Source organism: Azoarcus sp. KH32C, assembly GCF_000349945.1.
GTDB lineage: Bacteria > Pseudomonadota > Gammaproteobacteria > Burkholderiales > Rhodocyclaceae > Aromatoleum.
The window spans coordinates 3,905,403-3,918,019 of the sequence record NC_020516.1; the positions used below are offsets into that span (position 1 = coordinate 3,905,403).

At 65.4% G+C, this 12,617-nt stretch carries 12 protein-coding genes and 1 tRNA gene; 4 read left to right on the forward strand and 9 right to left on the reverse strand.

Features of this window, described 5'->3' with window-relative positions; genetic code table 11:
• Nucleotides 1–53 precede the first annotated feature (53 nt).
• Nucleotides 54–980, reverse strand: a complete 927-nt coding sequence (locus tag AZKH_RS17440) for a histone deacetylase family protein (RefSeq protein WP_015437110.1) — start codon at nt 978–980, stop codon at nt 54–56.
• 143 nt (nt 981–1,123) lie between these two features.
• Between AZKH_RS17440 and AZKH_RS17445 the strand changes: the two genes are divergently transcribed.
• The 4 genes from AZKH_RS17445 to mltB are packed head-to-tail and all read left to right on the forward strand — an operon-like array spanning nt 1,124 to nt 5,967.
• Complete coding sequence (locus AZKH_RS17445) at nt 1,124–2,041, forward strand: MoxR family ATPase (protein ID WP_015437111.1); 918 nt, start codon at nt 1,124–1,126, stop codon at nt 2,039–2,041.
• On the forward strand, nt 2,041–3,018 hold the full coding sequence (locus tag AZKH_RS17450; RefSeq protein WP_015437112.1) for a DUF58 domain-containing protein: 978 nt from the start codon (nt 2,041–2,043) through the stop codon (nt 3,016–3,018). The genes AZKH_RS17445 and AZKH_RS17450 overlap by 1 nt, the downstream gene beginning before the upstream one ends.
• Nucleotides 3,011–4,957, forward strand: coding sequence for a DUF3488 and transglutaminase-like domain-containing protein (locus AZKH_RS17455; RefSeq protein ID WP_015437113.1), 1,947 nt, complete (start codon nt 3,011–3,013; stop codon nt 4,955–4,957). The genes AZKH_RS17450 and AZKH_RS17455 overlap by 8 nt, the downstream gene beginning before the upstream one ends.
• Nucleotides 4,954–5,967 (forward strand): lytic murein transglycosylase B, encoded by a 1,014-nt coding sequence (gene mltB / locus AZKH_RS17460; RefSeq protein ID WP_015437114.1) that lies wholly within the window; start codon nt 4,954–4,956, stop codon nt 5,965–5,967. Before AZKH_RS17455 ends, mltB begins: the two co-directional genes overlap by 4 nt.
• 7 nt (nt 5,968–5,974) lie before the next feature.
• Here mltB and rpoS read toward each other — a convergent pair whose 3' ends face one another.
• The 8 genes from rpoS to pheT all read right to left on the reverse strand — a co-directional run bounded on the left by rpoS (nt 5,975) and on the right by pheT (nt 12,615).
• On the reverse strand, nt 5,975–6,910 hold the full coding sequence (gene rpoS / locus AZKH_RS17465; protein ID WP_015437115.1) for an RNA polymerase sigma factor RpoS: 936 nt from the start codon (nt 6,908–6,910) through the stop codon (nt 5,975–5,977).
• Nucleotides 6,911–6,919: 9 nt separating this feature from the next.
• The gene (locus tag AZKH_RS17470) at nt 6,920–7,822 is read right to left on the reverse strand and encodes a peptidoglycan DD-metalloendopeptidase family protein (RefSeq protein WP_041657485.1); all 903 of its coding nucleotides are present in this window, start codon (nt 7,820–7,822) and stop codon (nt 6,920–6,922) included.
• A 47-nt stretch (nt 7,823–7,869) separates the two neighbouring features.
• The gene (locus AZKH_RS17475) at nt 7,870–8,526 is read right to left on the reverse strand and encodes a protein-L-isoaspartate(D-aspartate) O-methyltransferase (protein WP_015437117.1); all 657 of its coding nucleotides are present in this window, start codon (nt 8,524–8,526) and stop codon (nt 7,870–7,872) included.
• Nucleotides 8,523–9,266, reverse strand: coding sequence for a 5'/3'-nucleotidase SurE (gene surE / locus AZKH_RS17480; RefSeq protein WP_015437118.1), 744 nt, complete (start codon nt 9,264–9,266; stop codon nt 8,523–8,525). Before surE ends, AZKH_RS17475 begins: the two co-directional genes overlap by 4 nt.
• A gap of 159 nt (nt 9,267–9,425) precedes the next feature.
• Nucleotides 9,426–9,502 (reverse strand) — tRNA-Pro (locus AZKH_RS17485).
• Between the two features lie 48 nt (nt 9,503–9,550).
• Nucleotides 9,551–9,934, reverse strand: a complete 384-nt coding sequence (locus tag AZKH_RS17490; RefSeq protein WP_015437119.1) for a MerR family transcriptional regulator — start codon at nt 9,932–9,934, stop codon at nt 9,551–9,553.
• Nucleotides 9,915–10,226, reverse strand: a complete 312-nt coding sequence (locus AZKH_RS17495) for an integration host factor subunit alpha (RefSeq protein WP_041657488.1) — start codon at nt 10,224–10,226, stop codon at nt 9,915–9,917. Before AZKH_RS17495 ends, AZKH_RS17490 begins: the two co-directional genes overlap by 20 nt.
• Before the next feature lie 10 nt (nt 10,227–10,236).
• Nucleotides 10,237–12,615, reverse strand: coding sequence for a phenylalanine--tRNA ligase subunit beta (gene pheT, locus AZKH_RS17500; protein WP_015437121.1), 2,379 nt, complete (start codon nt 12,613–12,615; stop codon nt 10,237–10,239).
• Nucleotides 12,616–12,617 lie beyond the last annotated feature (2 nt).

Genomic DNA, 12,617 nt, shown 5'->3' on the forward strand with positions numbered 1-12,617 from the left:
GATCGCCGCCGTACGACCAGTGGAGTACGTTACTCCGCCCCCGCATCCCCCGGTCAAAGATCGGCAAGGGCCTTGATATGGGCCACGACCGAACGCGCCAGCGACGACAGCGCGTAGCCGCCTTCGAGGATCGACACGATATTGCGATGCCCGCATTCCTCGGCGAGCGCCTTGATCTGCTGCGTGACCCACACGTAGTCCGACTCGACGAGACCGACGGAACCCATGTCGTCCTCGTAGTGCGCATCGAAGCCCGCCGAAATGAAGATCATCTGCGGCTTATGCTCGCGCAAGGCCGGCAGCCAGCGGTCACTGACGATCTGGCGGAAGGCGTCGCCGCGCGTACCCGCCGGCACAGGCACGTTAACCATGTTGGGCGCCGTGCAATCGGCACCGCTATACGGGTAGAAGGGATGCTGGAAGATGCTCGCCATCATCACGCGCGGATCGTCGCGGAACACATCCTCGGTCCCGTTGCCGTGATGCACGTCGAAATCGACGATCGCGACCCGTTCGAGCCCGTGCGCTTCCAGCGCATGCCGCGCCGCAATCGCAACGTTGTTGAGAAAGCAAAAGCCCATCGCCTTGGCGCGTTCGGCATGATGGCCGGGCGGGCGGACGGCACAGAACGCATTCTCGATCTCGCGCTTGAGCACGAGATCGGTCGCCAGCACGCCCGCACCCGCCGAGCGCAGCGCCGCCTTCATCGTCCCGGGGCACATTGCCGTGTCCGGGTCGAGGTGGCGGATGCCATGCTCCGGCACGCTGGCATGGAGTTCGTCGACGTAGCTCGCCGGATGAACGCGCTGGATCTGCTCGGCGGTCGCGAGCGGCGCGTCGTAGAACGATAGGTAAAGGTCCAGCCCGGCCGCAATCAGCCGGTCGTTGATCGCAGCCAGCCGATCGGCACATTCCGGGTGGAACGAGCCCATGTCGTGCAACCAGCAATCGCGATGCGTAATGAACGCCGTCGTCGTCATATCCCCTCACACTCCCCCGCGGCCGAACTTCTTCGCGCCACTGACATTCGAAGCGGCTTGCCGTCGGCATTCCGGGCATAGCCTGTTGATCTTTGTCGACTATTATCACCGCTTCCCGGCCAATTTCACAGTACGCCTCCGCCATGCCCCACCGCCCCGCCCTGCGAGTCCTCGAAGCCGCCAACCGCATCATTCTCGGCAAGGACCAGGAGCTGCGCCTCGCGCTCGCCTGCCTGATCGCGCGCGGCCACCTGCTGATCGAAGATGTACCCGGCGTGGGCAAGACGACTCTTGCGCACGTCATCGCTCGCCTGATCGGGCTGCAGTTCCAGCGCATACAATTCACGAGCGACCTGCTGCCCGCGGACATCATCGGCGTCTCGGTCTTCGATCGCGAAACGGGCAGCTTCCGCTTCCACCAGGGCCCGATCTTCGCGCAGCTGATCCTCGCCGACGAGATCAACCGCGCCACGCCCAAGACCCAGAGCGCGCTCCTCGAGGCGATGGAGGAACGCCAGGTGACGGCCGACAACACGACCTTCCCGCTGCCCTCTCCGTTTTTCGTCATCGCGACGCAGAACCCCTCGCACCAGGTGGGCACCTTCCCGCTGCCCGAGAGCCAGCTCGACCGCTTCCTGATGCGCATCCGCCTCGGCTTCCCGGACCGGGCAGCCGAACGCGCCTTGCTGATGGGCGAAGACCGGCGCGAGCTGCTCGAGCGCCAAGATCCGGCGATCCAACCCGACGACCTCCTCGCCCTGCAGCGCGCATCCGCCCAGGTCCTCGTCGCCGAACGGCTGATCGACTACGTGCAGGCCCTGCTGGCAGGTACCCGCCAAAGCAGCGAGCTTGCCGCCGGGCTGAGCCCGCGCGCCGGCCTCGGCCTGCTCGCCGCCGCACGTGCCTGGGCGCTCCTCGACGGACGCGACCACGTGCTGCCCGAAGACGTCCAGACCGTCTTCCCGCACATCGCCGGACATCGCCTGCACCACGCGGGTGACGGGCGGCCGGTGAATGCCGAGAGCCTCACCCGCATCCTGCACGGCGTCGCCCTGCCCTGATGCGCGCATTGCGCAATCGACTACGCCCCCTCATCGATCGCTGGCTCTTTCGCATCGGCCCGCCCGAGCACGCGCCGATCGTGCTGCGCCAACGGCGGATCTTCGTCCTGCCGACGCGGAGCGGGATCGTGTTCGCCCTCGCGCTCGCCGTCATGCTGCTCGCGTCGATCAACTACAACCTCAGCCTCGGATTCGGCCTCGTCTTCCTCATTGCCGGCGTCGCGGTGGCGAGCATCGTGCATGCCTTTCGCAACCTCTTGCACCTGTCGCTGAGCCCGGGCCGCGCCGACCCCGTCTTCGCGGGCGACACGGCACACTTTACGCTGCTCCTCGCGAACACGCGTGCGGCCACCCGCCCGGGCCTGCGATGCAGCACCCGAACGGGCGCAACCGCGCTCGATCTCGGCCCCTCGCAAACCGCGGAAGTCACGCTCGCGCTGGCAGTGCCGACCCGTGGCTGGCACCGTCCCGGCCGCGTGGTCATCGAAACGACCTACCCCTTGGGCCTGATCCGCGCATGGAGCATCGTCACGCCGGAGATCCGCTGCCTCGCCTATCCGGCGCCGGAAGCGGATCCTCCTGCCCTTCCTCAAGGCGCGGCCGACAAATCGGGCGGACGGCGCAGCGGCCTCGGCGACGACGACTTCGCCGGGCTGCGCCCGCATCGCGTATCGGACTCACCGCGCCATGTCGCCTGGAAGAACGTCGCGCGCGGCGGGCCGATGCTCACCAAGGAATTCGCAGGGGCCGAAGGCGGGAGCGTCGATCTCGACTGGCACGACCTCCCCACAGGCCTGGACGTCGAGCACCGGCTCTCACGCCTCACCGCCTGGGTACTCGCGGCCAGCGTCGCCGGCCGTCCCTTCGCGCTGAGCCTTCCGCACTGGAGGGCCCCCGCGTCGAGCGACGCCCGTCACGTTTCAAACTGCCTGCGCCAGCTTGCCCTTTACGGTCTGCCGGAGCGCGACGATGAATAGGGCGCCCGACCTGCCGCACACGTGCCGCTATTGGCTAGTCGGCAGCATCGCGGTCACGATCGCCCCCCATGCCGAGCATTTCCCGATCTGGCTGCTCGGTCTGTGCGCGAGCCTTCTTCTGGCGCAGGCCATGATCGTCCGCCGCGGCAATCCGCCGCCCCACCGACTTCTACTGGCGCTCGTCGCCCTCGTCGCGAGCATCGGGGTCAAGCTGCAGTTCGATCACTTCTTCGGAAAGGATCCCGGCGTCGCCCTGCTCGCCGTATTGCTGAGCCTCAAGCAACTGGAGAGCCGCACAGGCCGCGACCTGCATGCGGCCGTGCTGCTGAGCTACTTCCTGCAGGTGTCGCTCTTCCTGTACGACCAGACCCCGCTCGTCGGACTGCTGGCCGTCGTCGGTACGCTGCTGTCGACGGTGACCTTGCTCAGCCTCCAGGCGCCGCGCGAGCCGGTCGTGGCGCAACTGCGCACCGGGGCCGTGTTGCTCGCCCAGGGCCTGCCATTCATGCTCGTCCTGTTCCTCCTGTTTCCCCGCATCCAGGGCCCTTTATGGGGACTGCCGAACGACGCCTACAGCGGCACCACAGGCCTATCAGACACGATGGCCCCCGGCTCCATCGCCGAACTGAGCCAGTCCGACGCAATCGCCTTCCGGGCCGCCTTCCGGGAGCGGCCGCCCCCGCCCGCGCAGCGATACTGGCGCGGCCCCGTCCTGACACTGTTCGACGGGCGCACTTGGCGTCAAGCGAGTAGCCCGGTCCTGCCAGCGCCCGCCTACCAGCCCAGCGGCCCGACCTACGACTATCGCCTGACGCTGGAACCGCACAACCAGAACTGGTTGCTCGCGCTCGAATATCCGGGCCCCGGGATCGATCGGGCACGCTACACGGCCGACCTGCGCCTCCTCACGACCGAAGCGGTGCGCCAGCGCGCCGGCTTCGACCTCCGCGCGTATCCGGAAACCCGCCCTGGCCTCATAGAGGACGCCCGCGTACTGGCATTCGCGCGGCAACTGCCCGACGGTTTCAATCCCCGCAGCCGCGCCCTCGCACAGGAACTGGCGCGCCGCGCCGCAAGCGATCAGGCAATCGTCGACGCCGCAGTCACCTATCTGCGGCGTGCCTCGCTCGCCTACACGCTGACGCCCCCGGTCCTCGGCACCCACACGGTCGACGAATTCCTCTTCGACACGCGGCGCGGCTTCTGCGAGCACTTCGCCTCGGCCTTCGTCTTCCTGATGCGGGCCGCTGGCGTCCCGGCGCGTGTCGTCACGGGCTACCAGGGCGGCGAAATCAATCCTGTCGACGGCACGCTCGTCGTCCGTCAATCCGACGCCCACGCGTGGGCCGAAGTCTGGCTGCGCGGGCGGGGCTGGGTGCGCGTCGATCCGACGGCACTGGCCGCCCCGCGGCGACTGGACAGCGGGCTCGCCGACGCCCTGTCGGACCTCGACGGCCTGCCGTTGCTGATGCGCCCGGAGCTCTCCTGGCTGCGGAGCATCCGCCATCGCTGGGACGCACTGTCCAATACCTGGAACCAGTGGGTGCTCGGCTACAACCCTGACCGACAACGCGAATTTCTCGCCGGCATCGGCGTTCGGCAACCCGACTGGAAGGCATTCGGCGGCCTGCTGGGAGCCAGCGCCGGCACGCTGATGCTTCTTCTGTTCGCCTGGGCCTATCTGCAGCGCCCCAACCGCGACGCACTCGATCGTGCATGGATGGACTTCAGCCGCAAACTCGCGAAACGGGGGATTTCGCGGCATCCGTGGGAAGGACCGAGAGACTACGGCCTGCGCGCCGCACGCGCCCTGCCGGCAAACGCGGCGGAGTTGCAGGAAATAGCTGACGTCTACGCGCGGCTGCGCTATGGTGCGCGCCACGACGCAAACGCCACCCGCAAGCTCGCCAAACGCATCCGGAGACTGAAGTTCAAATGAAGTCCGCCATCACCGCCGCCCTCCTGGTGCTCGCATTACTCGCCCAACCGAGCCAGGCCGGCGCATCCTATGCGCAGCGGGATGAAGGCATGGCGTTTGCGAAGGAAATGCAGGAGAAGCACGGCTTCGACCAGGCACAGATCCTCGCCGCGCTCGATCGCGCCCATTTCGACGCACGCGTGATCCGCCTCATCAAGCCGCCCGCAACGCCCACAGCGCGCTCCTGGCAGCGCTACCGTGCGCGCTTCCTTGAGTCCGCGCGCATCAACAGCGGGATCGCCTTCTGGCACGAAAACGAGGCGACGCTGCAGGCGGCGAGCGACCGCTACGGCGTCCCGCCGGAAATCGTCGCCGCGATCATCGGCGTCGAAACCTACTACGGGCGCAACGCCGGCAATTTCGAACTCGTTTCGGCGCTGGCCACACTGGCCTTCGACTATCCTCCGCGCGCGTCCCTTTTCCAGCGCGAACTCGAAAACCTCTTCCTTCTCGCACGCGAGCAGGGCCGCGACCCCTTCAGCTACTACGGCTCCTACGCAGGCGCGCTCGGCTATCCCCAGTTCCTGCCGAGCAGTATCCGCAATTTCGCCGTCGACTTCGATGGCGACGGCCATATCGACATCGACCAGAACCCGACCGACGCGATCGGCAGCGTCGCGAACTACCTGTCGAGCCACGGCTGGGTGCGAGGCGAACCGGTCGCGAGCCCGGCGCTGGTGGCTCCGACAACCGACACGCAGCCCTTGATCAATGCCGGCATCGAACCGACGATCACGCCCGAACAGCTTGCCGCCGCCGGTATCACCCCCGTCAGGGACCAGACGGGCGCCCCCGCGACGCTCGTCGACCTGGCGACCCCGGGAGAAGGCATCGAATACTGGCTCGGTTACCGGAATTTCTACGTCATCACGCGCTACAACAAGAGCAGCTTCTATGCGATGGCCGTGTTCCAGCTCGCGCAGGCGCTCCGTGACAACTTCGTCCCGGGCAGCCAGCCGGCCGGCAACTGAGGACCTCTCAGAGCAGTTCGTCGCGTGAAATGCCGCGACGCTTGACGGTGCGGCGCAACTGGCCCAGCGCCTCGAGCTGGATCTGCCGCACCCGCTCGCGCGTCAGCGACAATTGTGAGGCAAGCTCTTCCAGCGTCATGACCTCGCACTCGTCGAGGCCGTAGCGGTGACGGATCACGAGACGCTGTTTTTCATTCAGCGTCCCGATCCATTCCTGGATCAGCTCCTCGACCTCGCTATCCTGAATGCGTACATCGGGCGCTGTCGCCTGCTCGTCGGCCAAGGATTCGCCGATCGAAAGCGTTGGATCGATCTCCAGCGGCGCGTCGAGCGAGGCCGTATGCTCGCTCAAGGCTAGGATCGCCCTGACATCTTCGACCGGCTTGTCCAGCTTCTGGGCAACCTGTTCGAGCGTGAATTCCCCGTTGCCCGAAGCTTCCAGGCTCCGCTGCGCCCGCAACACCTGGTTGAGTTCCTTCACCACGTGGACTGGCAAGCGAATCGTGCGCGACTGATTCATGATCGCGCGCTCGATGTTCTGGCGGATCCACCAGGTGGCATAGGTCGAGAATCGGAAACCGCGCGCCGGGTCGAATTTCTCCAGCGCGTGCATCAGGCCAAGATTGCCTTCCTCGACCAGATCCAGCAGCGGAATGCCGCGATTGAGGTAGTGTTTGGCGATATTGACGACGAGGCGCAGGTTGCGCTCGATCATCGTCTGACGGGCGGCAAAATCGCCCTCGCGCACGCGGCGCGCCAACAGCCCTTCCTCTTCTGCCGTCAGCAGCGGATTGGCGCCGATCTCGTTAAGGTAAATCTGGGTGACGTCGCTGAGAAACTCGTTCTCGAATACCGGAACGACCCGCTCGACGAACGCCTCCACTTCAGGCGGCAGATCCGGCTCCTGACTGTCGAGGTCGTCATGATTGGCCGGATCGTACATAGCCTCCTCTCAGCGTGGGGGAAGATACTTCAGAGGATCAACCGGCCGTCCCTGCTTGCGAATCTCGAAGTGCACCTTTGGCCGATCCGCATCGGTACTGCCGAGTTCTGCGATCTTCTGACCCTTCGTGACCGAATCACCTTCCTTGACCAACAACTGCTGGTTATGCGCATATGCAGTCAGGTAATTCGCGTCATGTTTGATGATGACCAGTTTTCCATAGCCACGCAAGCCAGCCCCCGAATACACCACCTTGCCGCCCGCCGAGGCCAGAACGGGATCGCCCGGCTTGCCGGCAATGTCGACACCCTTGTTGGTCGCCTCGTCGAAGGTTCCGACCAACTGACCGTTCGCCGGCCACATCCAGGACGTCTCGCCCGCCGCCTTGTCCGGTTCCGGCACGGCGGGAGTCACCGGGGGCGGCGTCGGAACGACGTTCGCCTTCGGCCGCAACGACGCCCACACCTCGTCCGAATAGGGCTGCTTGCCGCCTCTCGGATCCTGCTTCAACCCGCCCGGCATCTCCCCACCGTTACGTCCGGGAACAACTTCGACGGGCTGGGTCACTGCAGGCACCGGCTGGGTCACCGCAGGCACCGGTTGCGTCGCCGCACCGGTGGCTGCATTGCCGTTCGCCCCCGGCGGCACCACTCTCAGCACCTGACCGACCTGGATCTGATTTCGATCCGTAATCGAGTTCCACGCTGTGAGATCCTTCACAGTCACGCCATATTGACGTGCAATCCCCAACAGCGTGTCGCCGGGACGGACCACGTGCGTCCCTTCCTGCCGGATGGCCGGACCTGCCGCGCCTCCGGAGGATGGCAAGGCTTCCGTCGCCGGGGGCGTCGTGCTCTCGCGCACCGGAGCAGGCCGCGGGGCGGCGCAGCCCGTGAGGATGGCAGCGGTCACTGCAAAAGCGAGTCCAGCGCGCGAGGCGCGATTCTTCAATGAATCAATCATTCCGTACCAGCCAACAAGGGAACGAATCGCACGGCATCGAGACGAGTTTCCCTGAATACATTTCCTTGCCGTTCAATCAGCACAAGACGCTGCTCCCCTGCCCCTAACGGGATGATCAGGCGCCCGCCAGGCGCCAGTTGCTCCTTCAGCGACCCGGGGATGCTCGCAGCAGCAGCCGCGACAATAATGGTGTCATAAGGCGCAGCTTCCGGCAAACCCAGACTACCGTCCACACATTTCAATCTCACATTAGGCAGGCGCAAGGGACGGAGGTTCTCACGCGCTATGTCCAGTAACGGCCGAATGCGCTCGACGGAATACACCTCGGTCGCCACAAACGACAGCACGGCCGCCTGATAACCACAACCCGCCCCAACCTCGAGCGTCTTACCGAGCTCACGTCCCGCCCGCAGTAATTCGATCATCCGGGCGACGACGAGCGGCTGCGAAATGGTCTGCTGGTAACCGATCGGCAGCGCCGTGTCGTCGTAGGCGCTGTACGCCAAGCCCTCCTCGACGAAGGCATGCCGCGGCACCTGCATCATCGCGGCCAGGACCTTTTCATCACGGACCCCCTGCGCCCGCAGCCGTTCGACCATGCGAGCCCTCGCGCGGACCGCGGCCTGAGCCGGATCGGCGCGCCGCACCATCATCGGGTCAGCCACTCTGAAACACCCGGAATAAGACTGTTGTGTGTGAGGTCGATCTGCAGCGGCGTGATCGACACGAAGCCTTCGGCGACCGCGTGAAAGTCGGTGCCCTCGCCCGCGTCGGCCGCCTGGCCTGCCGCCCCGACCCAGTACACGGTCTCGTTGCGCGGCGTCACGCTGCGAATCACCGGTTCAGCCTTGTGGCGCTTGCCGAGCCTCGTGACACGCTGCCCGCGCAGTTCCTCGTAGGGCCGATCGGGGACATTCACGTTGAGCAGAACAGGCTGGCGAAACGGTTGGCGCGTGAAGCGTGTCGCCAGATCCCGCGCGACGCGTGCCGCGGCGGAGAAATCGCTGGCGTTCTTGCTGACAAGCGAAATCGCGATCGAGGGCACGCCGAGCAGAAAGCCTTCCGTCGCCGCCGCCACCGTTCCGGAATAGATCGTGTCGTCGCCCATGTTGGCGCCGTGATTGATACCCGACACCACCATGTCCGGCAGATAGTCGAGCATTCCGGTCACCGCCAGATGCACGCAGTCGGTCGGCGTACCGTTCACGAAGTGAAAGCCGTTTGCAGCCCGGCGCAAGGACAGCGGCCGATCGAGGGTCAGGGAATTGCTCGCGCCGCTCCGGTCGCGTTCGGGCGCGACCACGGTCACATCGCCGACCTCGGCCAGGGCCTCCGCGAGTGCGGCGATGCCCGGAGCGAAATAACCATCGTCGTTGCTGACCAGAATGCGCATTGATTCTTCCGTTCAGAGTGATACAAACCGCACCGCCACCCCGACGATGTGGGGAAGCGGGTCATCTTAGCATACTGAGCCGCCACACCTTGCGCCTCAGAGGACGAGACGCAAGGCGGAAAAAACAAAACCGGCCAGCGGCCGGTTTCATTGTTTTTTTGGTCGGGGCGGCGGGATTCGAACTCGCGACCCCTTGCACCCCATGCAAGTGCGCTACCAGGCTGCGCTACGCCCCGACACAAGCGCACATTATAGCACCGATTCTTTTTTTTACCAGCCGTTCATCACATCTTCAGTTGTTCGAGGGTCGCGACGATTTCCGCGCGCACCGATGCGAGCAAACTCCGCAATTGCTCCGCCTCGTTCGCCTGCTCCTGCTCCTGGATCGCCGTTTCGCCAAGCTTGTTGCGCGCGCCCGAGATGGTGAAGCCTTCGTCATACAGCAGCTCGCGAATCCGACGCACGAGCAGCACCTCATGGTGCTGGTAATAGCGCCGGTTACCCCGGCGCTTCACCGGCTTGAGCTGGGTGAATTCCTGCTCCCAGTAGCGCAGCACATGCGGCTTCACCGCGCACAGCTCGCTGACCTCGCCAATCGTGAAATAGCGCTTCGCCGGAATCGGCGGCAGCGGACCGGAAACGGCCTCGTTATGGCTGCTTGCTTGCATCGCTCAACTGCTCCACTGCCGCCTTCAGCTTCTGGCTGGCGTGAAAGGTTACGACTCGCCTGGCAGTGATCGGAATCTCTTCGCCGGTCTTCGGATTGCGTCCCGGCCGCTGCGGCTTGTCCCGCAGCTGAAAATTGCCGAAGCCCGACAACTTGACGGACTCGCCCTGCTCGAGAGCGAGCCGGATCTCCTCGAAGAAGCCCTCCACCATATCCTTGGCTTCACGCTTGTTCAGGCCGACCCGCTCGAAGAGCAGATCGGCCAGTTCGGCCTTGGTCAACGTAGCACTTATATTCATTCCCTTATCCACGCAATCGAGCGCCGAGGGTAGTGTCGGCGTGGCTGACGATGGCTGCCACGGCTGCATCCACTTCCGCATCCTCGAGCGTGCGTTGAGTATCTTGCATCAACACACTGAAGGCAAGGCTCTTTTTCCCATCTTCGATGCCTTTGCCATGATAAACGTCGAAGAGCTCGATCGCCTTGACGATGGCCGGAGCGGCCTCGCGCAAGACCTCGACCACGCGTGCAACCGGGCAAACCTGATCGACGACGAGCGCCAGATCACGCGTGACCGCCGGCTGGCGCGAAATCTCCTGGTAGGACGGCAGGCGCGCCGCCAGAGCTGCATCGAGCTCGAGTTCGAACGCCACGGGCGCCGAGCCGAGTTCGTAGCGCTGCACCCACACCGGATGCAGTTCACCGATCACTCCGATCTTGCGTCCATCGAGCATCACGCTCGCAGCGCGCCCCGGATGCAGGGCCGGATGGACGACCGGTTCGAACGACAACACCTGCGGCACGAACAAAGCCTCGAGGTCGCCCTTCACATCGAAGAAGTCGACCGGCCGCGTCTTCGCCCCCCACTGTCCGGGCAGCGCCGCACCGGCAGCCAGCGCGGCGACGCGAAGCGGCTGATGGAAACCACCGATCGGGGCGCCCTCAGCCTTGCGCTCAAAGCAGCGCCCAACCTCGAAGACGCGCACGCGCTCCACCTGCCGCTTGCGGTTGGATACGACGTTGGCGGCGAGGCCGGGAATCAGGCTCGAGCGCATCACGCTCATCTGGCTGGCGATCGGATTGGCAAGCCGGATCGGTTCGGCGTTGGCACAGAAATCGCGCTCCCACGCCTCCTCGACGAAAGCGTAATTGACCACCTCCTGGTAGTCGCGAGCAGCGATCAGACGACGCACATCCCACGCCGTGCGGGCGGACTCCGTGCGATCGAGCATCGCCAGAGAGCCCTTCGGCGGGAGCGCCGGAATCGCGTCATAGCCATGCAGACGGGCGATTTCCTCGATCAGATCTTCCTCGATCTCGATGTCGAACCGGAAGGACGGCGGCACAACCTGAAGTTCATTGCCTGCGCGCTGCACATCGAGATGCACGCCCTCGAGCAGCTCGACGATGGCGTCGTCGTCGAGATCGATACCCAGCAGGCGGCGCGCGCGCGCGGGCCGCAGGCGAACCGCCTTGCGGGCAGGCAGGTGACCGGGTGCCACGGCCTCGACGACGGGTCCGGCCTCTCCGCCACAGATGTCAAGGATCAACCGGGTGGCACGCTCGATCGCGACACCGGCGAGATCGAAATCGACACCGCGTTCGAAACGGTGCGAGGCGTCGGACACGAAGCCGTAGCTTCGTGCGCGGCCGGCGATCGCGACCGGCGCGAAGAAGGCGCTCTCGAGGAACACGTCGGTCGTCTCCAACGTGACGCCGCTTTCCTCGCCGCCCATGATGCCGGCAAGCGCGAGCGCACGCGCCTCGTCGGCGATCAGCAGCGTATCGGCATCCGGCGTGACGATCTGCTCGTTGAGCAGCAACACCTGCTCGCCAGCCCGCGGGAAGCGCACGTGAATCGACCCGGAAAGGCGCGCGTTGTCGAATACATGCAGCGGCTGGCCGAGTTCGAGCATGACATAGTTGGTCACATCGACGAGCGCACTGATCGAGCGCACGCCGCTGCGCACCAAGCGCTGCTTCATCCAGTCCGGAGTCGCCGCCTTGGCGTCGACACCCCGCAGCACGCGGCCGCAATAGCGCGGGCACGCGTCGGGGGCGTCGAGAATGATGTCGCGGCGCTCGTCAAGCGAGGGGGCAATGGGCTCGATCTGCGGCATGACGAGCGGCTGTCCGGTCAAGGCCGCCACTTCGCGGGCGACACCGGCGAGGCTCAGGCAGTCGGAGCGATTCGGCGTGAGCTTGATCGTGAACAGTGTGTCGTCGAGCGCGAGGTAGTCGCGCACGTCGCAGCCGACCGGCGCATCCGCCGGCAGTTCCAGCAGGCCGCCGTGATCCTCGGACAGCCCGAGCTCGCGAGCCGAGCAGAGCATGCCGAAGGATTCGACGCCGCGCAGCTTGGCCGCCTTGATCTCGAAGCCGGGAAGTTTCGCGCCGACGACGGCGCACGGAATCTTCATGCCGACCGCGGCGTTGGGCGCACCGCAGACGATCTGCAGCAAATCGCCCTGGCCTGCGTCGACCTTGCACAGCTTGAGCTTGTCGGCGTTCGGGTGCTTCTCGGCCTCGACGATTTGCGCGACGACGACGCCCGAGAACGCCGGGGCCACGGAGGCAGACTCTTCCACTTCGAGGCCGGACATCGTCAGCAGATGACCCAGCGCGTCGCTGTCGAGCGGAGGATTGACGAAGCTCCGCAACCAGTGTTCCGAAAATTGCATGA